At 60.7% G+C, this 24,108-nt stretch carries 25 protein-coding genes and 1 pseudogene; 14 read left to right on the top strand and 12 right to left on the bottom strand.

Translation table 11 applies throughout. The features are described 5' to 3' along the window. Positions 1-4: 4 nt before the first annotated feature. Together QOM10_RS11115 and QOM10_RS11120 are read right to left on the bottom strand one after the other, a co-directional pair. The gene (locus QOM10_RS11115) at positions 5-670 is read right to left on the bottom strand and encodes a CoA transferase subunit B (protein ID WP_016983256.1); all 666 of its coding nucleotides are present in this window, start codon (positions 668-670) and stop codon (positions 5-7) included. A gap of 23 nt (positions 671-693) precedes the next feature. Then, positions 694-1,392 (bottom strand): CoA transferase subunit A, encoded by a 699-nt coding sequence (locus QOM10_RS11120; protein ID WP_007919568.1) that lies wholly within the window; start codon positions 1,390-1,392, stop codon positions 694-696. Between the two features lie 272 nt (positions 1,393-1,664). Between QOM10_RS11120 and QOM10_RS11125 the strand changes: the two genes are divergently transcribed. Continuing rightward, on the top strand, positions 1,665-2,552 hold the full coding sequence (locus QOM10_RS11125; protein ID WP_150650758.1) for a LysR family transcriptional regulator: 888 nt from the start codon (positions 1,665-1,667) through the stop codon (positions 2,550-2,552). A gap of 216 nt (positions 2,553-2,768) precedes the next feature. Here the strand turns inward: QOM10_RS11125 and QOM10_RS11130 are convergent, their stop codons facing one another. Both QOM10_RS11130 and QOM10_RS11135 read right to left on the bottom strand, forming a co-directional pair. Continuing rightward, entirely contained in the window at positions 2,769-3,611 is an 843-nt protein-coding gene (locus tag QOM10_RS11130; RefSeq protein ID WP_316918047.1) for an NAD-dependent protein deacetylase, read from the bottom strand. A 55-nt stretch (positions 3,612-3,666) separates the two neighbouring features. Continuing rightward, complete coding sequence (locus QOM10_RS11135; RefSeq protein WP_150752207.1) at positions 3,667-4,713, bottom strand: class I SAM-dependent methyltransferase; 1,047 nt, start codon at positions 4,711-4,713, stop codon at positions 3,667-3,669. 414 nt (positions 4,714-5,127) lie between these two features. Between QOM10_RS11135 and QOM10_RS11140 the strand changes: the two genes are divergently transcribed. Both QOM10_RS11140 and QOM10_RS11145 read left to right on the top strand, forming a co-directional pair. Beyond that, on the top strand, positions 5,128-5,967 hold the full coding sequence (locus QOM10_RS11140) for a DUF692 domain-containing protein (protein WP_316918048.1): 840 nt from the start codon (positions 5,128-5,130) through the stop codon (positions 5,965-5,967). Next, positions 5,960-6,712, top strand: coding sequence for a DUF2063 domain-containing protein (locus QOM10_RS11145; protein WP_316918049.1), 753 nt, complete (start codon positions 5,960-5,962; stop codon positions 6,710-6,712). The genes QOM10_RS11140 and QOM10_RS11145 overlap by 8 nt, the downstream gene beginning before the upstream one ends. Positions 6,713-6,840: 128 nt before the next feature. Here QOM10_RS11145 and QOM10_RS11150 read toward each other — a convergent pair whose 3' ends face one another. After that, complete coding sequence (locus QOM10_RS11150) at positions 6,841-8,148, bottom strand: ATP-binding protein (RefSeq protein WP_316918050.1); 1,308 nt, start codon at positions 8,146-8,148, stop codon at positions 6,841-6,843. Next, a complete protein-coding gene (locus QOM10_RS11155; RefSeq protein WP_064392669.1) occupies positions 8,145-8,885 on the bottom strand; it encodes a response regulator in 741 nt (246 codons plus the stop codon). Before QOM10_RS11155 ends, QOM10_RS11150 begins: the two co-directional genes overlap by 4 nt. Positions 8,886-9,182: 297 nt before the next feature. Here QOM10_RS11155 and QOM10_RS11160 point away from each other — a divergent pair, with 297 nt between their 5' ends. The 3 genes from QOM10_RS11160 to QOM10_RS11170 are packed head-to-tail and all read left to right on the top strand — an operon-like array spanning position 9,183 to position 11,062. Further along, positions 9,183-9,446: a DUF2790 domain-containing protein gene (locus QOM10_RS11160; protein ID WP_077572182.1), complete on the top strand. Its 264-nt coding sequence runs from the start codon at positions 9,183-9,185 to the stop codon at positions 9,444-9,446. A 27-nt stretch (positions 9,447-9,473) separates the two neighbouring features. Next, the gene (locus QOM10_RS11165; protein ID WP_316918051.1) at positions 9,474-9,812 is read left to right on the top strand and encodes a hypothetical protein; all 339 of its coding nucleotides are present in this window, start codon (positions 9,474-9,476) and stop codon (positions 9,810-9,812) included. 38 nt (positions 9,813-9,850) lie between these two features. Beyond that, the gene (locus QOM10_RS11170; protein ID WP_316918052.1) at positions 9,851-11,062 is read left to right on the top strand and encodes a cytochrome c biogenesis protein DipZ; all 1,212 of its coding nucleotides are present in this window, start codon (positions 9,851-9,853) and stop codon (positions 11,060-11,062) included. A gap of 17 nt (positions 11,063-11,079) precedes the next feature. Here the strand turns inward: QOM10_RS11170 and QOM10_RS11175 are convergent, their stop codons facing one another. Next, entirely contained in the window at positions 11,080-11,541 is a 462-nt protein-coding gene (locus tag QOM10_RS11175) for a GNAT family N-acetyltransferase (RefSeq protein WP_316918053.1), read from the bottom strand. Between the two features lie 225 nt (positions 11,542-11,766). Between QOM10_RS11175 and QOM10_RS11180 the strand changes: the two genes are divergently transcribed. Both QOM10_RS11180 and QOM10_RS11185 read left to right on the top strand, forming a co-directional pair. Continuing rightward, the gene (locus tag QOM10_RS11180; protein WP_095047497.1) at positions 11,767-12,039 is read left to right on the top strand and encodes a DUF4242 domain-containing protein; all 273 of its coding nucleotides are present in this window, start codon (positions 11,767-11,769) and stop codon (positions 12,037-12,039) included. A gap of 32 nt (positions 12,040-12,071) precedes the next feature. Continuing rightward, positions 12,072-12,884 carry a class I SAM-dependent methyltransferase gene (locus tag QOM10_RS11185; protein ID WP_316918054.1) on the top strand — a complete coding sequence of 271 codons (813 nt, stop codon included), beginning with the start codon at positions 12,072-12,074 and terminating at the stop codon, positions 12,882-12,884. 124 nt (positions 12,885-13,008) lie between these two features. On the opposite strand, the gene pcsA is transcribed toward QOM10_RS11185, so the two are convergent. Continuing rightward, positions 13,009-13,731 (bottom strand): phosphatidylcholine synthase, encoded by a 723-nt coding sequence (gene pcsA, locus QOM10_RS11190; protein WP_007919592.1) that lies wholly within the window; start codon positions 13,729-13,731, stop codon positions 13,009-13,011. A gap of 257 nt (positions 13,732-13,988) precedes the next feature. Here pcsA and QOM10_RS11195 point away from each other — a divergent pair, with 257 nt between their 5' ends. The 4 genes from QOM10_RS11195 to ligD all read left to right on the top strand — a co-directional run bounded on the left by QOM10_RS11195 (position 13,989) and on the right by ligD (position 19,876). Beyond that, positions 13,989-14,762, top strand: a complete 774-nt coding sequence (locus QOM10_RS11195; RefSeq protein WP_316918055.1) for a tellurite resistance TerB family protein — start codon at positions 13,989-13,991, stop codon at positions 14,760-14,762. A 163-nt stretch (positions 14,763-14,925) separates the two neighbouring features. After that, entirely contained in the window at positions 14,926-16,302 is a 1,377-nt protein-coding gene (locus QOM10_RS11200) for an iron-containing redox enzyme family protein (protein ID WP_316918056.1), read from the top strand. Positions 16,303-16,313: 11 nt separating this feature from the next. Beyond that, positions 16,314-17,267: a methyltransferase gene (locus tag QOM10_RS11205; protein WP_127926726.1), complete on the top strand. Its 954-nt coding sequence runs from the start codon at positions 16,314-16,316 to the stop codon at positions 17,265-17,267. 17 nt (positions 17,268-17,284) lie between these two features. Then, entirely contained in the window at positions 17,285-19,876 is a 2,592-nt protein-coding gene (ligD, locus tag QOM10_RS11210; RefSeq protein ID WP_316918057.1) for a DNA ligase D, read from the top strand. Here ligD and QOM10_RS11215 read toward each other — a convergent pair whose 3' ends face one another. The 3 genes from QOM10_RS11215 to sodC all read right to left on the bottom strand — a co-directional run bounded on the left by QOM10_RS11215 (position 19,877) and on the right by sodC (position 21,355). After that, the gene (locus tag QOM10_RS11215) at positions 19,877-20,278 is read right to left on the bottom strand and encodes a hypothetical protein (protein WP_316918058.1); all 402 of its coding nucleotides are present in this window, start codon (positions 20,276-20,278) and stop codon (positions 19,877-19,879) included. It lies immediately after the preceding gene. A gap of 80 nt (positions 20,279-20,358) precedes the next feature. Then, a complete protein-coding gene (locus tag QOM10_RS11220; RefSeq protein ID WP_008082402.1) occupies positions 20,359-20,673 on the bottom strand; it encodes a DUF2388 domain-containing protein in 315 nt (104 codons plus the stop codon). A gap of 160 nt (positions 20,674-20,833) precedes the next feature. Further along, the gene (sodC, locus tag QOM10_RS11225; RefSeq protein WP_127926729.1) at positions 20,834-21,355 is read right to left on the bottom strand and encodes a superoxide dismutase family protein; all 522 of its coding nucleotides are present in this window, start codon (positions 21,353-21,355) and stop codon (positions 20,834-20,836) included. 245 nt (positions 21,356-21,600) lie between these two features. Between sodC and QOM10_RS31260 the strand changes: the two are divergent. After that, positions 21,601-22,356, top strand: a pseudogene (locus QOM10_RS31260) (MCP four helix bundle domain-containing protein); the annotation flags it as partial. Between the two features lie 132 nt (positions 22,357-22,488). After that, positions 22,489-23,214, top strand: coding sequence for a methyl-accepting chemotaxis protein (locus QOM10_RS31265; protein WP_371043887.1), 726 nt, complete (start codon positions 22,489-22,491; stop codon positions 23,212-23,214). 141 nt (positions 23,215-23,355) lie between these two features. Here the strand turns inward: QOM10_RS31265 and QOM10_RS11235 are convergent, their stop codons facing one another. Further along, positions 23,356-23,787, bottom strand: coding sequence for a nuclear transport factor 2 family protein (locus QOM10_RS11235; RefSeq protein WP_150774513.1), 432 nt, complete (start codon positions 23,785-23,787; stop codon positions 23,356-23,358). Positions 23,788-24,108 lie beyond the last annotated feature (321 nt).

The following is a 24,108-nucleotide window of genomic DNA, read 5'->3' on the forward strand; positions in this document are numbered from 1 at the left end:
TTCCTCACTGGGCAGCGAACTGCATTTCCGGTACGTGATCCGGGACGATCAGTTTACCAGCGGTTTTGGCGACGATTTCCTCGACGCTGACGCCAGGTGCGCGTTCCTTGAGGACAAAAGCGCCATTTTCGATTTCCAGGTACGCGAGGTCGGTCAGCACGCGCTTGATGCAACCGGCGCCGGTCAGCGGCAGGCTGCATTTGGCGAGCAGCTTGGACTCACCATCCTTCGATGCGTGGGTCATGATCACGATGATGTTGTCGGCGCCAGCCACCAGATCCATCGCGCCGCCCATGCCCTTGACCAGTTTGCCGGGAATCATCCACGAGGCGATGTTGCCTTCGACGTCCACTTCGAACGCGCCGAGCACGGTCAGGTCGACATGGCCACCCCGGATCATCGCGAAGGATTCGGCGGAGTTGAAAATCGACGCGCCGATGCGCGCGGTTACGGTCTGTTTGCCGGCGTTGATCATGTCGGCATCGATGGTGTCTTCGGTCGGAAACGGGCCCATGCCGAGCAGGCCGTTTTCCGATTGCAGCATGACTTCCATGCCTTCGGGAATGTAGTTGGCGACCAGGGTCGGAATGCCGATGCCGAGGTTCACGTAGAAGCCGTCCTGCATTTCGCGGGCGACGCGCTGAGCCATTTGTTCGCGGGAAAGTGCCATTTTTTATTCTCCGTCAGCCTGAATTATTTGCGGATGGTGCGCTGTTCGATGCGTTTTTCGAACGTGCCGCAAATGACCCGATCGACGTAGATGCCCGGGGTGTGGATCTGCGAGGGGTCGAGTTCGCCGGGTTCGACGATTTCTTCGACTTCAACCACGGTGATCTTGCCGGCGGTGGCGGCCAGCGGGTTGAAGTTCTGCGCGGTGTGACGGTAGACGACGTTACCGAAGTGGTCGGCTTTCCAGCCTTTGACGATGGCGAAGTCGCCAGTGATGGATTCTTCCATCAGGTACTTGCGACCCTTGAACTCACGCACTTCCTTGCCTTCGGCGACCGGAGTGCCGACTCCGGTGGCGGTGAAGAAGGCCGGAATGCCGGCGCCGCCTGCGCGCATCTTCTCGGCGAGGGTGCCTTGCGGGGTCAGGATGACTTCGATGTCGCCCTTGAGCAGTTGCTCTTCGAACAGCTTGTTTTCGCCGACGTAGGAGGCGATGACTTTGCTGATCTGGCGATCGGTGAGCAGTACGCCGAGGCCGAAACCGTCGACGCCGCAGTTGTTGGAGACGACGGTGAGGTCGCGGGTGCCTTTGCGTTTGATCTCGGCGATCAGGTTTTCCGGAATGCCGCACAGACCGAAGCCGCCGGCGATGACGGTCATGCCGTCCTCAAGCCCGGCCAGGGCTTCCTCGTAGGAACTCACGCGCTTGTCGAAACCTGCCATATGCACCTCTTTTATTATTTGCGGGCGGCTGGCTAGCCGAATGGTTGGAGTGTCGCGCTGAAGGATATATTTGTTAAGTTGATTTTTAAGGTCGATTGATTGATAAAGCTCAATAATCGCGTTATGTCTTGTTGCTTAACGCTTGACCGTTCCCACGCTCTGCGTGGGAATGCCTCTAGGGACGCTCCGCGTCCAGTGACGCGGAGCGTCACGGGCTGCATTCCCACGCAGAGCGTGGGAACGATCATCACCGACGATCCTGAGGCTTCAGTATGACCATCAAACAGATCCGCGCCTTCCTCGCCGTCGCCCAGAGCTTGAGTTTCGCCGTGGCCTGCGAGCGCCTGCACCTGTCGCAATCAGCCTTGAGCCTGACCATCAAAGCGCTGGAGGAGGGCCTGGGCGGACGCCTGTTCAGCCGCAACACGCGCAACGTCGCGCTGACTGCCGAAGGTGAATCCTTGCTGCCTCTGGCGCGACGGCTGATTGCCGACTGGGACAACGCCGAAGACGAAATGCGCCAGCGCTTCAGCTTGCAGCGCGGGCGAGTGACGCTGGCGGCGATGCCGTCGTTTGCCGGTAATCTGCTGCCGCCGATCCTCAAAACGTTTCGCGCGCGCTATCCGAACGTCAACGTCACGGTCAATGACGTGATCAACGAGCAAGTGCTGGAGATGGTTCGTGATCGTCAGGTGGAACTCGGCGTGGCGTTCGAGCCGATGCAAAACACGGCGATGACGTTCACGCCCTTGTACATGGATCGCTTTGTTGCGGTGGTATCGAAGGATTCGCCGTTGGCCCAGCGCGCTGAGATCGATTGGCAGACGTTGCTTCAGGAGCCGTTTATCACCTTGCAGCGGCCCTCGACGGTGCGGGTGATGCTCGAAGAGCACTTACAGGCGCGGGGTATGAAGTTGCCGGTGGAGTTTGAGAGCCATCAATTGGCGACCGTCGGGCGCATGGTCGCCAGCGGTCTGGGCGTCAGCGCCGTCCCGGCGTTGTGTGCCGAGCAGATGCAAGAACTGGGCGCCCATTGCCTGACGCTGGACGACTCGGTGGAGCGGGCGATTGGTGTGCTGACCGAGCCGGGCAATGAACTGTCGGCAGCGGCGCAGGCGTTGTTCGATATTCTCAAGGCTGAAGATCTGGGGCGACTGTGAGATCTACCCCCTCACCCCAACCCTCCCGAAACGTCGGACCGCCCCCAGGGGGGCGAGGGGGAAAGGGAGCCAATTGGGGATTTCTCAAATCCTGAGTTCGACTCGAAATTTTCAGGTCGACGTATTGCTTGAGAACAACACGGTCAGTTCCCTCTCCCTTGGGAGAGGGCTAGGGTGAGGGGCCTGGGTCCTGAGTCGAGCACAAAGTGCAGCAACTCACCGATCCAGCACTTCCACCAACAACGGCAAAAGCTGTTCACACGACGCTTCAATCTTCAAATCCAGCAAATCATCCGCCCGGGTCTTGCCCAGATTTATCGCAATCAACGGCTTGCCACGATCGGCAATCACCCGGCACAAACGAAACGCCGAATACGCCATCAACGAAGACCCCACCACCAACATCCCCGAAGCATTTTCTGCCGCCATCATCGCCCGAGCCGCCGTATGCTGCGCGACGTTCTCGCCGAAAAAAACCACGTCCGGTTTCATCCGCTCGCCGGCGCAATGCGGACAGTGCGGTACCTGAAAACGCGCCTCGAACGCCGGGTCGAGCAGGGTGTCGCCATCCGGTGCCTGCACCGCATCGACCCCGGCCAGATACGGATTGTGCAATTCCATCAATTGCTGAATCGAATCACGCTCACTGCGCTGGCCACAGTCCAGGCAGAGGACGCGATTCAGGCTGCCGTGCAGTTCGATCACATCGTGGCTGCCAGCCTGATCGTGCAGGGTGTCGACGTTCTGGGTGATCAAATCGCGGATCAGCCCACCGTGCTGCAAATCGGCCAATGCTTCGTGAGCCGCGTTCGGCTGCGCCTGACGCACCCTCGGCCAGCCGAGCATCGCACGTGCCCAATAGCGACGGCGTGATTCGGCGGCGGCCAGAAACTCCTGATACATCATCGGTTGTCGGCCGCGGCGTACACCGTCGCTGTCGCGGTAATCCGGAATGCCCGACGGCGTGCTGATACCGGCCCCGGTCAGCACGAGGAAGTCGCCATCGGCCATCACCTCTTGCAAGGTGTCGAGGTGTTCGCGGGTCGGGCTGTCGAGCATGGTCAGCGCTCCGGAGAAGGACGTTGCCAGCAGGTTAGCACGCGACCCGCGCGGGTTACTTGCGTGCCTCCAGAATCAGGTTGAACGGTGTTTGCGTGGCCCGGCGGAAGTGCTTGAACCCGGCCTCGACAAACACTTTGCGCAAACGCATTTCCCCCGCCTGCGCACCCAGGCCGAGGCCGACTTCCTGCGACAGCGAGTTCGGTGTGCAGATAAACGTCGAGGCCGCGTAGAACAGGCGTCCGACCGGGTTGATGTTGTCGTCCAGCGTGTCGTTGGCGAATGGCTCGACCAGTAACACCGTGCCGTCATCTTTCAGCGAGTCATAGGCGTGACGCGCGGCGCCGACCGGGTCACCCATGTCGTGCAGGCAGTCGAAATAGCAGATCAGGTCGTAGTCGTTGCCGGGGTAGCTCTTCGCCGAACCCTGAAAGAACTTCGCCCGGCTGCTGACCCCGCCTTCCTCGGCGCGCTGGGTGGCGACAGTGATCGAGGGCGCGTGATAGTCGTAGCCGACGAAGCGCGAGTTGGGATAGGCCTGGGCCATGATCACCGTCGACGCACCATGGCCGCAGCCGATATCGGCGACTTTGGCGCCTTCCTCCAGTTTGGCCACCACACCGTCCAGCGCCGGCAGCCATTCGGCGATCAGGTGGCCTTTATAACCCGGCCGGAAGAACCGCTCGGTGCCGGTGAACATGCACGGATGGTGATCACCCCAGGGCAGGGCGCCGTTGCCGCGCATGGCTTTGACCAGTTTGTCCTTGTCGTGGAAAAACGACGCCACCACTCCAAGGCCACCGGCGACGTAGACCGGCGAGTCTTCAACGGCCAGCGCCAGGGCCTGCTCTTCCGGTAAACGGAACTGGCCGTCGTGGTGTTCCATATAGCCGGACGCCGCGTGAGCGCTAAGCCATTCGCGCACCAGACGCGGGTTACAGGTGGTTTTCGCCGCGAGGGCATCGGCACTGATCGGCTGACTGTCGGCCATTGCCCGGTACAAGCCGAGTTCTTCGCCGACGATGACATTGGCCAGCATCGCCGCGCCGCCCATGTCGTTGACCAGTTTGCCCATGAATTGGTTGAGCTTCGCCTCGTCCATCATGTGTGCTCCTGAAACAGGATCACGGTCCGGCGGCGTCGAAGGTCGAGGCGTGCGCCACCGGGCGGTGGTCACGGAGTTGAGCAGGGCACGGCTGACGTCCTGCATCCCCCTCGACTGGGTAATAAAGGAGTCTAGCCCCGGTCCGCGACTGCCGCTGTATTTGTAAACACTGAAGAACCTGTGGGAGCGAGCCTGCTCGCGAAGGCGGCATTTCAGGCAGTTCCTATATTGGTAGTGCCGACGCTTTCGCGAGCAGGCTCGCTCCCACAATATTGATCGGCAGCAAGTCTGTATCACCGTGTATCGCCGTCATCGCCGGATACACAGGGCTGCAAATGCCCGGTCATCTGCACACAACCGCGATACAGCCAGCGGCTCAAATGTGGAAAATCCACTGCTGAGACACATCCCATGCAAACGCCGCCCTCATCACGGCCACCCAGCGTCGGCCTCGGCCTGCGCCGTGGCTTGCTGAAAGACCTGCAAGCTGCCCGCACCGGCGATTTCGATTTTCTCGAAGTTGCCCCGGAAAACTGGATCGGCGTCGGCGGCGCCCTCGGTGCGGCGTTGCGTGAGCTGGCCGAGCGCTACCCGTTGTCCTGTCACGGCTTGTCGCTGTCACTTGGCGGGTCGGCACCGCTGGATGTCAGCTTCTTGCAGGAAGTCCGAGTGTTTCTCGATCGTTACAACGTGCCGCTGTACAGCGAACACCTGAGTTATTGCAGTGATGACGGGCATCTTTACGACTTGCTGCCATTGCCGTTCACCGAAGAGGCAGTGCACCACGTCGCCGCGCGAATCCGTCAGGCTCAGGACATTCTCGGTCGGCGTCTGGCCGTGGAAAACGTCTCCTACTACGCCGCCCCCCGTCAGGATATGGATGAAGTGACTTTCACCAACGCCGTGCTGCGTGAGGCCGGTTGTGACCTGCTGCTGGACGTCAACAACGTGTACGTCAATGCGATCAACCACGGCTTCGATCCGCAATCGTTTCTCGCCGCTATCGAGCCGGGCCGGGTGGTCGGCATGCATGTGGCCGGGCATTTCGATGAGTCGGATACGCTGAAAATCGACACCCACGGTGCCTCGGTAAAACCGGCAGTGTGGTCGCTGCTGGCCGAGGCCTATGCGCGGTTTGGTGCGCAGCCAACGCTGCTCGAGCGGGATTTCAACTTTCCGGCGTTTTCCGAGTTGGTCGTCGAGTTGCAGACCATTCGCCACTTGCAAGCGGAGGGTAGCCTTCGTGGATAACCTGATGCAGCAACAACAGGCGTTGACCCGATATTTGCGCGACCCCGAGCATCAATCGCCACCGGCCGACATGAACGCGGCGCGGGTCAACGTCTATCGCGATCTGGTGTTCAACAACGTATCGCAACTGTTGAGCGGCACGTTTCCGGTGTTGATCCGGATCATCGGTGAGCAACGCTGGGGTCTGCTGGTGCGCGGCTTTTTGCGCGACTGGCGGGCGCAGACCCCAAAGTTTGGCGAGATTGCCGAGACGTTTCTCGACTATCTGGCCACGCCACCGCAGGTGTTGCGCGAAGGTGAGTGGCCGGCGTTTTTGCTGGAGCTGGCGCATTACGAATGGGTCGAGATGGTTTTGCAGCAGTCCGATGCTCAGGCGCTGCCGGCGACCGATCCGGCGCTGTTGCTGGACCGCCCGTTGCAGATCTCGGCACTGGCCTGGCCGTTGGCGTATGCGTGGCCGGTGCATGAACTCGATCCAAACCATCAGCCCGCCACGCCACCAGACCAACCGACGTTTTTGCTGGTGCGGCGTGCGGCGGACTGGAGTGTGAAATTTTCCGAGTTGAGTCCGCTGGCCTGGCGGTTGCTGCAGCGCATCACCGAGTTTGCACCGTTGACAGGGCGCGCGCAGTTGCAAGGTCTGGCGCAAGAGGCCGGGCAGTCGGCGAGCGCTTCGTTCATGGACAGTGGACTGGCGTTGTTGCAGCAGATGCATGAGGACCAGGTGATCGGTCTGGCATCTTGAACACTTAAACCGCGCCGCACACTGTGGGAGCGAGCCTGCTCGCGAAAGCGATCTTTCAGTCAACTTGAGCATCGACTGACAGGACGCCTTCGCGAGCAGGCTCGCTCCCACAGGGACTTTCGCTGTTCTCAGGGGTGCAGGGGGAGTTTCAGTTCCGCACACAACCCGCCGCCCTCGCGGTTGCTCAAGGTCAGCGCACCCCCCAGCGCCATGGCCAGTTGCTGGGCGATGGCCAAGCCGAGGCCGGTGCCGCCGGTATCGCGATTACGTGAGTTCTCCACGCGATAGAACGGTTGCAGCACCTGCGCCAGTTCGGCATCGGCGATGCCCGGGCCGCGATCCATGACGGTAATCGCCAGACTGCCCTTGTTGGCTTCGACCCAGACTTCGGCGGCGCCGGCGAATTTCAGCGCGTTGTCGGTCAGATTCACCAATACCCGGCGCAAGGCATGGGGCCGGGTGTCGATGACCACCGCACTCTTGCCGACCAGGTGCACCTGCTTGCCCATGTCCTGATAGTCGAACACCAGGCTTTCGAGGAAGGAGTCCATGTTGGTGCGACGGCTTTCCTCGGTCGAGCCGTGGATGCTGCGCGCATAGGCCACGCCTTCGCGCACCAGATGCTCCATCTCGCTGAGGTCATTCCACAGTTTGTCTTTCTCGGCGCAATCGTCCATCAGCTCGGCGCGCAGTTTCATCCGCGTGATCGGCGTTTGCAGGTCATGGGAAATCGCCGCCAGCAATTGCATACGCTCTTTGAGGTAAGCGGCGATGCGCGCCTGCATCGCGTTGAATGCACGGGCGGCGTAGATCACTTCGGTCGGGCCGCTTTCGTCGAGGTTGATCGGGTGGGCGTTGGGGTCGAGGGTTTCTACGGCGTCGGCCAGCCGGGTCAGGGGGCGGACCGCAATGCGCACCGCCAGCCAGGTGCAGGCGATCATCAACGCCAGTTGGCCGAGCAAGACTATCGGCAACCAGGGTGACAACGGCACCATGGCGGGGCGCACGTCGATGGTCACCGGGCTGCCGTCGCTCAGGCGCAGATGGCCCTGGAAGTGTTTCTTCGGCCCGGGGATATCAGTGAAAGTCAGCGGATAGCGTTCACCAATGGCTTCGGTGATCGAGGTGACGGCTACCGGCACATCACTGGCCTCGATCGGCGTGCCCGGTTCACCTTCGCTCAACAGGTAGCCATAATTTTTTCGCGCCAGACGCTCGAGCCAGGCCGGGCGCTCTTCGGCAGGCAAGCGATCGAGGATCGCAATCGAGGTCGACACGTCGGTTTCCAGATTGCCGAGCATGGTGTTTTTCGCACTCTGGTAACGCTCGTAATACTGCGCGCCGAACGACAATGCCTGGGCCAGCAGCAAGCCGATCAGGAAAATCAGCGACAGGCGCGAGGCGAGGGTACGTGGCCAGTGCAGATTGACGCTCATGCCGGCGCCCCGAGAATTTCGACTGGCAGCGAGAACACATAACCTTCACTGCGCACGGTCTTGATGTAGGCCGGCTCGCGCGCATCATCCAGCAGACGCTGGCGCAAACGGCTGACCAGCAAATCGATCGAGCGGTCGAACAGGTCAGCATCACGACCCTGCGTGAGATTGAGCAATTGATCGCGGCTGAGCACCCGTTGCGGGTGATCGAGAAACACCCGCAGCAAACGGTATTCGGCGCCGCTGAGGGCGACCATGGTGCCGTCCTTGTCGAGCAGGTGGCGGGCTGAGGTGTCCAGCTGCCAACGGCCGAAAGCCAGCAAGCGACCGGCCTCGGTGACCACCAGATTCGGCGGCAGCATCCGCGTGCGGCGCAGCACGGCGTTGATCCGCGCCAGCAACTCACGGGCGGCGAACGGTTTGGTCAGGTAATCGTCGGCGCCCATTTCCAGGCCGATGATGCGGTCGGTTTCATCGTTGCGCGCGGTCAGCATCAGTACCGGCGTGGCCTTGTGTTTGCCCACGCGCAGTTCCCGGCACAGCTGCAGGCCATCGTCGCCGGGCATCATGATGTCGAGCACGATCAGGTCGACGGTGTTGGCTTCGAGAAAGCTGCGCATCTGCCGGCCATCGGCGACCACGGTGGTGCGCAGGCCGTTTTTCTTCAGGTAGTTGCCCACCAGTTCGCGGATCTCGCGGTCGTCATCGACGATGAGAATGTGATCGACATGTTCCATCGGGTTCGAACCTCTATCAAAGGGGAATGCCGTGCAGTCTATCGAGCCTCGCGCGGCTCGCCTGCCTGCCTTTGTATTGCAGTGTATCTGCCGTGACGACGGATACATGAACACGCAAAAACGCAGTTTTTTCAGGGTTTTGTATCGCTGTGTATCCCCCGCCGAGCGGGATACACAGCGATTGAAACGCGGCCTTTCCTGACACAGACGCGATACCTCTCGAGCCTCAAATAGGCTCCATCGAGGCCCACACAGATCGCCTCGGCTCAAACCCACTGAAGCCTTGAGGAAAACGCCATGAACAACAAATCCGTAATCGCCGCCTGCCTGTTTGCCGCGCTCAACATCTGCACGCTGTCGGCCCGTGCCGAAGCCGCTGTCACCGCGCAAACCTACACCTACGGCACCCACCTGGATATCCAGAAAGTTCTCTCGCTGAAACAGGACAACTCGGTGACGTGCGGGATTGTCGAGGCGCGCATGACCTACCTCGATTCGGCCGGTCAGACCCGCGTGCTCGATTACAGCAAATTCGCCGACGGCTGCAACAACGACAATTGAGTCATCACTCTTTAGAAGGAAACAACCATGAACAACGTATCGCGCTTTTTGACCGCTATCGCTTTCTCCCTGGCCGGCGTCGCCGCCCATGCCCACGCTGCGGTTGAACAGCATAGCTGCCACAGCGGCAGCTGCTTTCAACTGACGCCGGTGGCCAAGCAGGGCGGCGATGGCTTGATTGCTGCGGACGGCTCCAGCCGCACGCCACAGGGCCAGATGTTTGCCGAGAACGGCGCCAGCCGCACACCGCAGAGCCAGATGTTTGCAGCGGACGGCGCCAGTCGCACACCACAAGGCCAGATGTTTGCCGAGAACGGCGCCAGCCGCACACCGCAGAGCCATTGGCTGGAAAGCCAGAACGTCTGAATGCTTCATCACAGTCATTGAACCAGGGTGGACTCACTATGTACCTCATCGCATTCCTCGGCGGTCTGCTGACCGTGCTCAGCCCCTGCATCCTGCCGGTGGTGCCGTTTCTGTTTGCCGGTGCCCAACGCAGCCGCACCTCGATTCTGCTGACCCTCGGCGGCATGGCACTGACCTTCGCGCTGATTTCCAGCCTGGCGGTGGTCAGCAGCGAATGGGTGATCCAGGCCAGCAACAGCGGGCGTTACGTCGCGTTGATCGTGATGAGTGTGTTCGCCCTGTCGCTGATCTCGGCGCGCGTCGGTGACTGGTTGACGCGACCTTTCGTGATGCTCGGCAACCGCCTCGATCCGGACTCCCGGAAGAAGGCCGGGCCGATGGCTTCGATCATGCTCGGCGTAGCCACGGGGCTGCTGTGGGCACCGTGCGCCGGACCGATTCTCGGCGTGATCCTCACCGGCGCCATGCTGCAAGGGGCGAATGCGCAGACCAGCCTGTTGCTGCTGGCCTACGGTGTCGGCAGTGCATTGTCGCTGGGTACGCTGATCTTCACCGGGCGCGGTTTGGTCAATCGCCTGAAACCGTCGATTCCGTTCACTGGCTGGTTGCGCCGTGGTGCCGGGGTTGCGGTACTGGCGACGGCAGCGGTGATTGCCACCGGCTTCGATAAAACCTTGTTGGCGAAGACCTCCTCTGAAGGCGTCGCCAGTGTCGAAAAAAACGTCTTGGAGAACGTGCCGAAAGTGCTCGACTACTTCATCAGCAAAGTCCGCGCGGACTCGCCGATGGAGCAGGGCAAAGGGCCGATGCCGTCGCTCTCCGGCGCGGTTCAATGGCTGAACTCGCCCGAGCTGAGCGCTGAGTCCCTGCGCGGCAAAGTAGTGCTGGTGGACTTCTGGACCTACGACTGCATCAACTGCCAGCACACCCTGCCGTACGTCAAAGACTGGGCAAAGAAATACGAAAAGGACGGGCTCGTGGTGATCGGCGTCCACACCCCGGAGTACGGTTACGAGCGGATCATCGACAACGTCAGGGATCAGGTGAAAAAACTCGGCATCACCTACCCGGTGGCCATCGACAACAACTACGCGATCTGGCGTAACTTCGACAATCAATACTGGCCAGCGCACTACCTGATCGACGCCAAGGGGCAGGTGCGTTACAGCCACTTCGGCGAAGGTCGCTACGAAGCGCAGGAGCAGATGATCCAGCAGTTGCTGCAGGAGGCAAAGGCGCCTGCGGCCTGATCAGCAAAACCAATGGCTCAGAGGTCACGCACCATGAGCCATTGTTCGTTGTCCCAGGCGCGAAAACGCTCCAGCACCTGCCAGCCGCGTTTGGCGTAGTAGTCCTGTTTGGTCTGTGTGTGCAGGTAAAGACGCGCAAACCCGCAGTCTTTCGCTTCCTGACAAACCCCCTCAATCAAGCGTTCCGCCAGACCTTGCCCGCGTGCTTCAGGGCTGACGAACACGCAGGCCAGCCAAGGTCCGAGATCGGGGCGCAGAGCGAGGTCATCACGTGCCAGCGCCGCGCCGCCGAGCAGACGCTCACCGTCCATGGCAATCAGACAGGGCCACTCACCATTGCCTTGGCCCTCGGCAAATTCGCGCTGCCACTCGGCCAGTGGGTGGTCGACGTATTCGTAGGGAAATTGCTGGTGGATCCATTGGGCATAACGGTCGCTGTGGTGCATGTGATGCGCGAGCCAATCGATTTGCAGTGACATCAGTCGAATCCGTTCCAGAAGCGAGAACGCATCAGAAACCAATCCCCCAACCTTGGCAATCCTCAAGGTGTTCCAGACCCTTTACAGATTTCCACCGCTCATCGGCAAACCCCCGGTTTTACCGGGTTGCCAGACGATTGGCAGGGACGCCGCGCGGTCTCGGCGCGATAGTGCGTGAGCAGGGTCACTGCCGGCCTTGCCCCATAACAAGAGCGCGAGGTTGCCATGCCTAAATTCGTGATTGAACGCGAGATTCCAGGGGCTGGGAAGCTGTCGGAAGCAGAACTCAAAGCCGTGTCGAAAACGTCCTGTGATGTATTGCGCGAACTCGGCCCGCAGGTGCAGTGGCTGCAGAGCTATGTCACCGCAGACAAAATCTATTGCGTGTACATCGCGCCGGATGAAGAGCAGGTGCGTGAACACGCCAGGCTTGGAGGATTTCCTGCCAACAGTGTGGCGCGTGTGATGACGGTCATCGATCCGACGACGGCCGAATGATCACCGACCCACCCGCAGCGGAGTTCACGCTTATGAGCACCCCGATTGATCTGACTGCCTTGAAAGAACGCCAGAAAGTCGCCTGGGCCAGTGGCGACTACGCCGTGATTGGCACGACGTTGCAAATCGTCGGCGAAAACCTCGCCGAAGCCTGCGACCTGCGTTGCGACGAGGAGGTGCTGGATGTCGCTGCCGGCAACGGTAATGCAACGCTGGCGGCGGCGCGGCGCGGCTGTCTGGTGACGTCCACCGATTACGTCGCGGCATTGCTGGAACGCGGACAGGACCGTGCCCGGGCAGAGCATCTGGACGTGACGTTTCAGGTGGCCGATGCCGAAGCGCTGCCGTTCGCCGACGAGAGCTACGACGCCGTGCTGTCGACCTTTGGCGTGATGTTCGCACCGGATCAGGACCAGGCTGCTGCTGAACTGGGCCGGGTTTGTCGCCGTGGCGGGCGGATCGGTCTGGCCAACTGGACGCCGGAAGGTTTCGTTGGCCAGATGTTCAAGATTCTCGGCCGGCATCTGCCACCGCCTGCCGGTGCTCAGCCGCCGTCGAATTGGGGCTCTGATGCGTGGCTGCACAAGCATTTCGATGACCGCGATTTTCTGCTGCGTGTGACGCGGCGCGAGTTCAATTTTCGCTATCGCTCGGCCGCGCACTTCATCGACATCTTCCGCCATTGGTACGGGCCGGTGCACAAGGCCTTCGCGGCACTTCAGCCGGAGAGCGGGCAGGCGCTGGAAAATGATCTGGCGGATTTGCTCAACCGTTTGAATCGGGCGGGGGAGGAGTCGCTGGTGGTGCCGAGCGAGTATCTGGAGGTGGTGATCACCAAGCGCTGAATGAAGATCCCTGTGGGAGTGAGCCTGCTCGCGATAGCGGTCTTTCAGTCAAAAATATTCAGCTGACAGACCGCTATCGCGAGCAGGCTCACTCCTACATTGGATGTGTGTTTGGCTCTGGGGCCTATTTCACCTGCGGCCGATCAAACCACTCCAGCGCCGTGCGCCAGATGCAGATCCCCAGAAAGTACGCCGACATCAGCAACCACAAGCCCATCACCAACGGGTTGATCACCGGGTGGTTGAGCACCAGCGACAAACTGCACAGCAGCCAGATCGCCGTCACCGCAATGTTGATCGGCATGAACCGCCGTACACGGAATGGATGGAGGAACTTCATCCGCGTCACGGTCAGCAACGCCAGGCCGATCACCGTCAGAAAAGTGATCCACGGTCCGGGCCCGATGATGTACAGACACAGCGCGACCACATTCCACGCCGCCGGAAACCCGACAAAGTAGTTGTCCTTGCTCTTCATGTTGACGTTGCAGAAGCAGAACAGCGACGACACCAGAATCAGCGACACGGTCAGCAGCAGGGTGTAGTCGGGCAACGGAATGTAGCGATAGATGAACAGCGCCGGGATGAACACGTATGTCAGGTAATCGATCACCAGATCAAGGATCGAGCCGTCGAAGCTCGGCAGCACCGATTGCACGTTGACCTTGCGCGCCAGTGCGCCGTCGAGGCCGTCGACAATCAGCGCCACGCCCAGCCACATCAGGCAGTGGGTCGGCTGGTTTTCCAACAGGGCGAGGGTGGCCAGAAAAGCGGTGACCACGCCAGTCGCGGTAAAACCATGGGCGCCCCATGCTTTGAGCCTGGCGATGTGTACGGTCGATATCACTGGGGCGTTCTCCAGAAAGTGATGCAAGCCGGGTATCACCCTCGGTTAGAAGGGCGCCGGCAAACCGGGTTGGGGTTGCAGCTATCGACCGGTCTGGCCGGGATAAGGTTCAGCATCCTTGAATCTTAGCTGGCCGGTGCAAAAATACGCAGGCGAAATCCGCCAAGGTTTTGCGTGTCAGCCAAACGGTGCTGGCGCTCTGGCTTCAGGGGGCTATCGTTGCCAGACGGTCACTGCCCTTGCCTGAGGATGACGTCATGAACACCAGCGATTTGCTTGAACAACTGCTGCGAGGCCAAGCCTCGGCGGGACAACAATCTTCAGCCTCCGCCGGTGCTGGTTTGGGTGGCCTCGGTGGCTTGCTGGGTGGTCTGCTCGGTGGCGCGGATTCAACCGGTACACGTGGCGGTGCGCCGGCGGGCGGGTTGGGTGGATTAGGCGGTTTGCTCGGTGGTTTACTCGGCGGCGGTGCCGGTGGTGGCCTGGGCGGCGCGTTGGGTGGGGCGCTGGGTGGCGGGGGCGGTACGCAAAGTCGTTCCGGCGGTAGCAATTATGCGGCGCTGGCCTCGCTGGGAATGATGGCGTTCCAGGCGTATCAGGCCTGGCAACGCAGCCAGGCCAGTTCGGCCCCGCAACAAACGCCGCAAACGGCTAACCTCCTGGCCGGCTCGGAGATTGAAGAGCACGGCCACGCGGTTCTGCGCGCGTTGATCGCGGCAGCCAAGGCTGACGGGCGTATCGATGAATCCGAGAAACACCTGATCAGCAGCGAAATCGGCAAACACACCGACGATCCGCAGTTGCAGCAATGGCTCGATGCCGAAGTCGCCAAGCCGCTGGACCCTGATGACGTGGCGCAGGCGGCCAATGGGGATCCGGCCGTCGCCGCCGAAATGTACCTGGCCAGCGTCATGCTGGTGGATGACCAGCAGGACGCCGAGCGCAGATATCTGGATGAGCTGGCAGCAGCATTGCAGATCGACCCGGATTTGCAGGTGCATCTGGAACGGCAGGCCAAAGGTTCGGCCTGAAGTCACGTTAAATAAATCATTGTCACCAGCAGCTCCGCCAAGGAGCTGCTTCGCCGTCCGTCCGGGCAATTTTCACGTCGATTGAATTTTTCGCAGGCGCTGCCTCTCTGCTGCTGTAGAGGCGTTTGGAACAGCGTCCTGCCAACCGACCGAGAATTTTGCCATGACTGTCCTGACACACCTGCAAGCTGCGCCTGCCCAACCGCATGTGATGAACGCCGCCGGGAGCATCCGGCAGGTCTATGAAGCGTTGTTGCGCGAGGATAATTCACAGGATCTTGCGCGGGCGTTTTTGCAGGAGCAGCTGCAACACGCCGCGCAGCTCTCCGATTCCCTGCCCGAAGATCCCACGACCTGGCACGCCTGGGTGGCCGGGCATTGCGCCGATGTCGCCCGGCAATACGCCGACTATCTGCAACAGCGCAAGGCCGGCGGGCCACGGCAATTTTTCCGTGGCAAGGCGCAGGCGCTGTATTTCCTGCAAGCGGTGGCACCGACCAAACTGGTCGACGGCGCCTGGCTGTCTGGCTTGTTGCCGCGCTGGCAGGATCCGCGTTTCCAAGGCCTGCTACGCACCTTTCTGGAAGAACTGGGCGAGGGCAATCCGGCGCAGAACCACGTGGTGATCTACCGCAAACTGCTCGCCGAGCACGACTTGCAGGACAGCAGCGCGATCGACGATGAACGCTACCTGCAAGGCGCGATACAACTGGCGCTCGGTGTCTGTGGCGCGGATTACTTGCCCGAGGTGATCGGCTACAACCTCGGTTATGAACAACTGCCGTTGCACCTGTTGATCAGCAGCTACGAACTCAGCGAACTGGGCATCGATCCGTACTATTTCACCCTGCATGTGACCATCGACAATGCCAGCACCGGCCATGCGCAGAAAGCCGTGCAGGCGGTGCTCGATCTGCTGCCGCTTGAGGCCGATCGCGGCGAATTTCTGCGTCGGGTGGCGCTGGGTTATCGGCTCAACGACTTGGGGCAGGGCAGTCGCGCGATCATTGAAGGTTTCGACCTTGAGCGGGAGTTGCTGGCGATGCTCGAACGCAAGTGTCCGTTCGCCCAACACATGCATTCCGATTACTGCCGCTTCGAAGGGCAGACCGTCAATCAGTGGCTGGCTGCACCGGAGCAATTACCCGGATTCCTGCAGGCATTGCAGAACAAAGGCTGGATCAAACGCCACGAAGACCCGCAGGCCAGTCGCTTTTGGCAGCTGATCGCGGGCGATGGTGCGGCGATGTTTGGCGTGTTCAATGCCTACGAGAAACAACTGGTGCACGACTGGATTGCTGGTGACTGGACCTCTTCGGATAAAACCAAACCCGCTCGACGGCACAGTCAGACCGCAGCGGCCATCGAAGGGCTTGAACAGGATCCCGACGTACAGGCGCTCAACGCCGCGCTGCAAGGTAAGGATGCAATCGCGCAGATGGCGATTCTGATCCCCTGGCTTGCTCCGGCCCGCCACGCACATCCGGCCGGACTGCTCGCTACCCGCCGTTTTATCGAACTCAAATCCCGCTTTCCTTAAGGACATCACCGATGAATCAGGAAGAACAACTCTGCCCAAACGACCTCGTGCTGCTGCAACTGGGCCGGCGTTTGTTGGCAGACGGCTATCGGTTTATCACCCCGACGCCGTTGACCCATCAGCGGGTCAACCAGCGTGACGAGGGCCAGATGGCCGACTCGTTGCGCGACGTTTTTGGCTGGTCGCGTCCATTCGCGCCGGGGTTGTTGTCCGCCGATGAACAGCGGCAACTGCAGGACGCGCAGGTCATTGATAATTACGAAGGCCATCTGAAGAGTCGCGTGCGCTGGTCGAGTCTGGATGATTTGCTGTTCGTGCATTCGGCGTTCCCTACCGACGCGGCCGACGCGGTATTTTTCGGCCCGGACACCTATCGTTTCGCCCAATTGATTCATGCCCACTTGCAACAGAACTTCGCGCCCATCCATCGCGCGGTGGACATTGGTTGTGGGGCGGGCGTCGGGGCGATTCTGATCGGCCGTGCCCGTCGTGAGGCGCAAGTGCTGGCGCTGGACATCAACCCCGCAGCGCTGCGCTTGACTTCGATCAACGCCACACTCGCGGAGGTCGCCAACGTCGAGGTGCATGCCAGTGATCTGTTGCAGGGGGCCGACGGCGAGTTCGATCTGATCGTCGCCAACCCGCCGTACATGGCCGATCCGGCTGAGCGCGCTTATCGTCACGGGGGCGGGACGCTGGGGGCAGGGCTGTCGCTGCGCATCGTCGAGCAGGCGCTGAACAGGCTGGCGCCGGGCGGCTCGCTACTGCTCTACACCGGTGTGGCGATGGTCGATGGTCGCGATCCGTTTCTCGACACCGTGCTACCGCGACTCGATGAAAAGCGCTTCGGCTGGACATACCGCGAACTCGATCCGGATGTCTTCGGCGAAGAACTGCTCAACCCCGGCTATCAAAGGGTCGACCGCATCGCCGTGGTGGCGTTGACCGTGACCCGAATGGGCTGAAGCAAGGCAGGTGCGCGATGAACAGAAATCTCGACGACTACAACCGTATGCGCGACTTCTCGGCGACGTCGGAACCGGCCGCCGTCAAGCGCTCGGGACGTAAAACCGCCACGGATCATGCCTTGCAGTTCTGCATCCAGAAGCACGACGCTTCGCACCTGCATTACGACTTTCGCCTGGAACTCGATGGTGCGTTGAAGAGTTGGGCGGTGCCGAAGGGGCCGTCCCTCGACCCCAAGGTCAAGCGGCTGGCGGTGCATGTCGAGGATCATCCGCTGGATTACGCAACGTTCGAGGGCAGCATTCCCGAAGGGCATTACGGCGCCGGAGATGTGATTGTCTGGGATCGTGGCGTGTGGATTCCGCTGGAAGATCCGCACAAGGCCTACGAAAAGGGCAAGCTCAAGTTCGAGTTGCAAGGCGAAAAGCTCGGCGGCATCTGGAACCTGGTGCGCACGCACATGCCGGGCAAGAAGGAACAATGGTTTCTGATCAAGCATCAGGACGATGCCGCGCGGCCGCAGGATGATTACGACGTGCTGCTGGCCGAGCCGGACAGTGTGCTGAGCGAACGCACGATCGTCGACAAACCCAAACTGGCCGCCGAGCAAAGCAAACCGCTGAAGAAACCTGCGGCGAAAACCCGCAAGCCCGCGAGCGGCAAGCTCACCGGTGCGCACAAGGCCAGACTGCCGACGCAGCTCAAGCCGGAACTGGCCACCCTGGTCGACAGCGCGCCCGAAGGGCAGTGGAGCTACGAGATCAAATTCGACGGCTATCGGATCATGGCGCGCATTGATCATGATCAGGTGCAGTTGTTTACCCGCAATGGTCATGACTGGACGCACAAGTTGCCGCAACAGGCCGCAGCCCTGGCCTCGCTCGGTCTTGAATCAGCGTGGCTGGACGGTGAAATGGTCGTCGCCAACGAACAAGGCGTGCCGGACTTTCAGGCCCTGCAAAATGCTTTCGAGGCCGGGCGCAGCGGCAACATCCTTTACTACCTGTTTGATCTGCCGTATCTCAACGGGGTCGACCTGCGTGAAGTGCCGGTCGAGGAACGTCGCGCCGCACTGGCCACGGTGCTTGGCAGCCATGAGCAACCGTTGTTGCGCTTCTCCGAAGCCTTTGACGAAACGCCGGACGCGCTGCTCAACAGCGCCTGCCAGATGCAGATGGAAGGCCTGATCGGCAAACGTCTCGGCTCGCCGTATGTGTCGCGGCGCAGCAGCGACTGGATCAAGCTCAAGTGCAAGCATCGTCAGGAGTTCGTGATCGTTGGTTACACCGATCCGAAAGGTTCGCGCAGCGCGTTCGGCGCCCTGTTGCTGGGGCTGCATGATCGTGACAGTGGCGAGTTGCGTTACGCCGGCAAGGTCGGCACTGGCTTCAGCGAGTCAACGTTGAAAAGCATCCTCGCCCAACTCAAACCCTTGCAGGTGAAGAAAGCCGCTGTGGTCAATCCGCCCAGCGGTTTCGAGGTCAAAGGCGTGCACTGGCTCAAGCCAAAGCTGCTGGCGGAGGTTGCGTTTGCCGAAATGACCAAGGACGGCTCGGTTCGCCACGCGGTGTTCCATGGCTTGCGCGACGACAAACCGGCCAAGGGCATCACAGAGGAGCGAGCGAAACCGGTGAAGACTGCAGAGAAGAAAACCGCCGCGAAAAAAACCACGGAAAAAGCCCCGGCGAGCAAAGCCGACACCGCGCCGTCGCAACTCGGACTGGCCACCGGCAAGGTGCGCATCACCCACCCGGATCGTGTGATCGACGCGGTCAGTGGCACCACCAAAATGCAACTGGCCGAGTATTACGCCAGCGTCGCCGAATGGATCCTGCCGCAACTCAAGGATCGCCCGGTGGCACTGGTGCGCGCGCCGGACGGCATCGCTGGTGAATTGTTTTTCCAGAAGAACGCCGAACGCTTGGCAATACCCGGCATCACCACGCTGGACAAAGATCTCACCGGGCAACCGGTGATGCTGATCAACAACGCCGAGGCGCTGATCGGCGCCGTGCAGATGAGCACCGTCGAACTGCACACCTGGAACGCCACCACCGTCGATCTGGACAAGCCTGATCGCTTCGTCCTCGACCTTGACCCTGATCCGGCGCTGCCGTGGAAAAGCATGGTCGAAGCGACGGCACTGACGCTGACTGTGCTTGATGAACTGGGATTGAAAGCGTTCCTGAAAACCAGTGGCGGCAAGGGCATTCATCTGGTGGTGCCATTGACCCGCAAACTCGGCTGGGATGAGGTCAAGGACTTCAGCCATGCCATCGTCAGCCATATGGCCAAGCTGTTGCCGGATCGCTTTTCGGCGGTGTCCGGGCCAAAGAATCGTGTCGGGCGGATCTTCATCGATTACCTGCGCAACGGTCTGGGCGCCACCACCATCTGCGCTTACGCCGCGCGCACCCGCGAAGGTCTGCCGGTGTCGGTGCCGCTGTTTCGCGAGGAAGTTGCCGAGATCAAGGGCGGTAATCAATGGAACGTGCGCAACGTTCATGAGCGTCTGGCGGAGGTCGGCGACGCGCCATGGGCCGAGATGAAGAAAACCCGGCAGAGCATCACCGCCGAGATGCGCAAGCGGGTCGGGCTGAAAAAGTGATCAGGTGTCGCGCAGCAAGTCGTGGGCGTTGAGCAGTTCGAAGGCGATTTCGGGATGGTTTTCCAAGCCGCGACGAATGGCGGCGGGGATGGCCGCGCGCGTCTTGCGGCAAAGGCCCGGCAACTCTTCGATCTGAATGGCAATGCCGCGCATGGTGCGCACTTCGTTGAAACCAGGGGCGACTTCGACGCGCAATCCCAGTTGTTCATACATGCGTTGTTTCAGGTGTTCGAGATCGGCGAGGTCTTTGAGTTTTTCCAGCCGCGCCAGCAGGACTTTCTCTTCTGCGCGGGTCAGGCGCAGGATGCGCAAATCCGCGCCGGGTGTCTCCAGCAACGGATCGCGCCCGCAAATGCAGGCGCCGGGCGGGCAGGGTGAGCGCAGAGGCGCAGAAGTCGTCATGGCCTCCATCATAGAGGCCGTCGGACAGTTTTGCCTATGCGCCTTCAGCGGCCGTCCATCGGCTGCTTCATCCGTGACGGCTACTGATTCAGGCCTTCGTAATGCACCAGAATCGCGTTGGCGAGATCTTCATCACTGGCGTTCAGGCCAGGATTGTCTTGGCGAACCTGTTGCAGCACCGACTCAAGATAAACCCCACGAATGGCCCCGCCACTGGCGACAAATGCAGACAAGTCGTCACGGGCCGGAATCACCATTTTGTGATCCTTGAAGGTCGAGTACAGCGACGCGGAGACACCGGCCGAGGTGGCGACATCTCCGGCATCGACTTTGGCCAGAGCGGAACCAACGGGCAGGCATAGGAGTAAAGAAGAAACGAGCACTAACTTGCGCATGACGGTGTTCCTCCACAAGCGCGAAGCAAAAAGGGAAGGACTGCATAATGTGAGAGGGGCGCGGCGAGCGGGAGTTCCGTGGGGCTGGAAAGTCTGCGTTATTGCAAAACAGACGCGGGCAACGCGATTACGGGTTGCCCGGCCTTTAGACTGCGACGGCTCAGATCACCCCGCAGGCCATGCGATCACCGCCACCGCCCAGCGGTTTGGGCATGTCGGCGTGGTTGTCGCCACCGGCGTGGATCATCAGCGCGTGCCCCTTGATCTCGGAGATCTTTTTCAGGCGCGGCGCCAATACCGGGTAGTTGGCGATGCCGTCCGCCGTCACGTAAACCGCCGGCAAGTCGCCCAGATGGCCGTCGGCGTAGGGGCCGAGGTGCTTGCCGGTTTTCTGCGGATCGAAATGCCCGCCAGCGGCGAGTGCGGCGCCTTTCACGCCATCCTTCATACCGGCTTCGCAACTGCCGTTTTCATGGACGTGAAAACCATGGATGCCGGCCGGCAGGGATTTCAGATCCGGGGTAAACAGCAGGCCATACGCGGTTTCACTGATGGTGACCGAGCCGATCGCTTGCGGTGCACCGTCGGCGCTGACCAGATTGATGGCGACTTTTTCCGTCGCCGCCTGTGCGCTGCCGATGGCCAAAGTGCCAAGCAAACCCAACCACAATGCGCGTTTCATAGCGTTTCCTTTTGCTGCATGAGAATTCGGAACGACGGACTCAATAGCCTGCGGGCATTAACCGGCGATGAAGGCGTTAGCCGTGCGCGTTGAAAATTGAGACTTGTCGCGCAATCCGAAAGTTTTGCGGCATTTGGCCCTCATGCCGACACCTGCTGACACGCTCTGGCACGGCAGACCTGCGCAAATAGGCTTAACTGAAGGTCTGACAGGCGTTTGCGGGCGTGGCCAAGGAGGAAAAACCGGTGTCGATCAAACTGCGTTTAGTGTTGCTGATTGTGACAAGTCTGCTGACGGCCTTGATCGTGAGTCTGGTCAGTTACGTCGGCAACCAGCGGATGGCTTCGGCGGTCAGCGACAACGCGGTCAGCATGAGCGCGCTGCGCAACCACATGGAAGCCGACATGATGCACGACGCCCTGCGCGCCGATGTCTACTCGGCAATGCTTGTGGGACTGAGCAAAAGCACCAGCACGGCGGCCGAGGTGCGCGATTCGATCAACGAACATGCGGGGCATTTTCGTGAGGTGCTCGAGGAGAACCTCAAGCTGCCGATCAACCCGACATTGCGTACCGCACTGGAGCAGATCAGACCGAGCCTCGACACCTACATCAACACCGGCGAGCGAATTGTCAGGCTGGCACTCGACAGTCCCGATGCCGCTCAACAGGAACTGGGCACGTTCAACACGGCGTTCAGTCAGCTCGAAGAGCAGATGGCCGCGCTCAGCGAATTGATTGAAACCAGTACACGGCAGACCAGCGCAGGCACCGAAGCGGCGATCCGCAATGCCAACGTCGCGCTTGGCGTGGTGTTGCTCGCCAGTCTTGTGCTGCTGTTGATTCAGGGGCGCTGGGTGATTCTGAGCATCATGGGACCGTTGAAGACCGCCAGTCGCATCGCCGAAAGCATTGCCCATGGCAATCTCAGTGAGCCGATCGCCGAGCCGTCCGGCAAGGACGAAGCCAGTGTCCTGATCCGCACGCTGGCAATCATGCAGCGCGATTTGCGCAACATGATCGATGTGGTGCGGCGCAATGCTCATGGCGTCAGTGGCATGAGCGAACAACTCAGCCAGGGCTGCCATCAGGTCGCCGACAGCAGCCAGCAACAAAGCGTCGCCGCCGGCACCATGGCCGCCGCCGCGAGCCAGATGACCGCGAGCATCGAGGAAATCACCCGCCATGCCGAACGTGCCCTGAGCATGGCCAATCAAGCCGAAACGCTGGCGAAAGAGGGGGGTGGTGTGATTCATCAAGTGGTCAGCGACATGGACGATATCGCGCGCTCGGCGCAACAGTCGGCACAGGTGATCCGCACGCTGGATCAGGAATCCGAAGCCATTTTCAACATCATTCAGGTGATCAAGAGCATTGCCGACCAGACCAACCTGCTGGCGCTCAATGCCGCGATTGAAGCGGCCCGCGCCGGCGAGCAGGGCCGGGGCTTTGCCGTGGTGGCTGACGAAGTGCGCAGTCTGGCGGCACGCACCAGTGCCTCAACCCAGGAAATCGCCGCGATGGTCGCGCGCATTCAGCACAGTACCCGCGAGGCGGTCAGCAGCATGGAGGCGGGGGTAGCGCAGGTCGACAAGGGCATGGCGGTGACGGCGGACGTCGAACGCGCTATTCGCGAAATCCTTGAGGCGACGTTGAGCACGACACAACTGGTCAACGACATCACCCGCACGATTGGCGAGCAGAGTCAGGCCAGTAACGAGATTGCCCATCAGGTGGAAATGATTGCCGGGATGTCCGAGGGCAACAGCCGGGTGATCGGGCAAACGGCGAATACTACCGATGAGCTGTCGAGCCTGGCGGGGCAGTTGGCGCAGTCGGTGGATCGGTTTCGGTTGTAACCAGGAAGATTTGTACTGCCTGGACTGCCGTCTTCGCGAGCAGGCTCGCTCCCACCTTTGGAATGCGTTCCCTTGTGGGAGCTAGCCTGCTCGCGAAGACGGCAGCCCAGTCAACATCTATTCAGAGTCGGTTAACCCCGATCAGAACTTGAACGCCTGCCGCCCCACCAGCAACCACTTGCCGTCCTGCTTCTGCCAGATCTGAAAGTTCTCGATCTCGGTCGGTATCACTTCAGTGCCCTTCAACGCCTGCGCGGAAAAGTGGTGGCGCACCAGCGCGGTATCGCCGGACAGGGTGATGGTCTGGTTCTGCATTTCCAGGGTCTTGAACGCGCTCTTGCCGGTTTCGATATCGGCGATGAATTCTTTCTTGTCCTGAATCTTGCCGCTGGAGTGGCCGTAGGTCAGGTTGGGCGCGGTGAGGGCGTTCAGTTCGGCGATGTCCTTGTGCAGCATCGCCTGGGTCAGATGATCGACCGCTTGGGCGACATCTTTTTCTGCCGGGGCCGAGGCGGCCATGGCGTAACCGTTGAAGGCACAGAGAAAAACGATCAGTAGTCGAGTCTTGGTCATTGCGGTTGTTTCCTTGTTGTTATGGGGTTGACGACTTATTTGTCAGTCGTCGTACAACTTAGCAGATAATTTCTGAGTAAGGCACTGCGCAAAAGCACTCAATCGCTGGGCAACTACACTTGAATGCTGGAGGGTTTGAGTCGCTGCACTGATCGGAGGGTCATGTTCAGCGTCTGGCGGCCGATAAGTCCCTGAGCGGAAAAAGACTCTCAAGTCGGGAACAGACGCGCGGGTTTGCCCTGACGTGATATTCTTCGCGCCAACTTGGTTTGACCTTATTCAGTTTGCTTGCCTCTGGGCGGGCCGACGGAATCCCTGTCG

The sequence above is a fragment of the Pseudomonas sp. P108 genome (assembly GCF_032613195.1).
Classification (GTDB): Bacteria; Pseudomonadota; Gammaproteobacteria; order Pseudomonadales; family Pseudomonadaceae; genus Aquipseudomonas.

Bases quoted from the DNA above. Each gene is read 5' to 3' on its own strand.
- QOM10_RS11115 (WP_016983256.1), bottom strand. From the start codon at position 670: ATGGCACTTTCCCGCGAACAAATGGCTCAGCGCGTCGCCCGCGAAATG.
- QOM10_RS11120 (WP_007919568.1), bottom strand. From the start codon at position 1,392: ATGGCAGGTTTCGACAAGCGCGTGAGTTCCTACGAGGAAGCCCTGGCC.
- QOM10_RS11125 (WP_150650758.1), top strand. From the start codon at position 1,665: ATGACCATCAAACAGATCCGCGCCTTCCTCGCCGTCGCCCAGAGCTTG.
- QOM10_RS11130 (WP_316918047.1), bottom strand. From the start codon at position 3,611: ATGCTCGACAGCCCGACCCGCGAACACCTCGACACCTTGCAAGAGGTG.
- QOM10_RS11135 (WP_150752207.1), bottom strand. From the start codon at position 4,713: ATGGACGAGGCGAAGCTCAACCAATTCATGGGCAAACTGGTCAACGAC.
- QOM10_RS11140 (WP_316918048.1), top strand. From the start codon at position 5,128: ATGCAAACGCCGCCCTCATCACGGCCACCCAGCGTCGGCCTCGGCCTG.
- QOM10_RS11150 (WP_316918050.1), bottom strand. From the start codon at position 8,148: ATGAGCGTCAATCTGCACTGGCCACGTACCCTCGCCTCGCGCCTGTCG.
- QOM10_RS11155 (WP_064392669.1), bottom strand. From the start codon at position 8,885: ATGGAACATGTCGATCACATTCTCATCGTCGATGACGACCGCGAGATC.
- QOM10_RS11160 (WP_077572182.1), top strand. From the start codon at position 9,183: ATGAACAACAAATCCGTAATCGCCGCCTGCCTGTTTGCCGCGCTCAAC.
- QOM10_RS11165 (WP_316918051.1), top strand. From the start codon at position 9,474: ATGAACAACGTATCGCGCTTTTTGACCGCTATCGCTTTCTCCCTGGCC.
- QOM10_RS11170 (WP_316918052.1), top strand. From the start codon at position 9,851: ATGTACCTCATCGCATTCCTCGGCGGTCTGCTGACCGTGCTCAGCCCC.
- QOM10_RS11175 (WP_316918053.1), bottom strand. From the start codon at position 11,541: ATGTCACTGCAAATCGATTGGCTCGCGCATCACATGCACCACAGCGAC.
- QOM10_RS11180 (WP_095047497.1), top strand. From the start codon at position 11,767: ATGCCTAAATTCGTGATTGAACGCGAGATTCCAGGGGCTGGGAAGCTG.
- QOM10_RS11185 (WP_316918054.1), top strand. From the start codon at position 12,072: ATGAGCACCCCGATTGATCTGACTGCCTTGAAAGAACGCCAGAAAGTC.
- QOM10_RS11195 (WP_316918055.1), top strand. From the start codon at position 13,989: ATGAACACCAGCGATTTGCTTGAACAACTGCTGCGAGGCCAAGCCTCG.
- QOM10_RS11200 (WP_316918056.1), top strand. From the start codon at position 14,926: ATGACTGTCCTGACACACCTGCAAGCTGCGCCTGCCCAACCGCATGTG.
- QOM10_RS11205 (WP_127926726.1), top strand. From the start codon at position 16,314: ATGAATCAGGAAGAACAACTCTGCCCAAACGACCTCGTGCTGCTGCAA.
- ligD (WP_316918057.1), top strand. From the start codon at position 17,285: ATGAACAGAAATCTCGACGACTACAACCGTATGCGCGACTTCTCGGCG.
- QOM10_RS11215 (WP_316918058.1), bottom strand. From the start codon at position 20,278: ATGACGACTTCTGCGCCTCTGCGCTCACCCTGCCCGCCCGGCGCCTGC.
- QOM10_RS11220 (WP_008082402.1), bottom strand. From the start codon at position 20,673: ATGCGCAAGTTAGTGCTCGTTTCTTCTTTACTCCTATGCCTGCCCGTT.
- sodC (WP_127926729.1), bottom strand. From the start codon at position 21,355: ATGAAACGCGCATTGTGGTTGGGTTTGCTTGGCACTTTGGCCATCGGC.
- QOM10_RS31265 (WP_371043887.1), top strand. From the start codon at position 22,489: ATGGCCGCCGCCGCGAGCCAGATGACCGCGAGCATCGAGGAAATCACC.
- QOM10_RS11235 (WP_150774513.1), bottom strand. From the start codon at position 23,787: ATGACCAAGACTCGACTACTGATCGTTTTTCTCTGTGCCTTCAACGGT.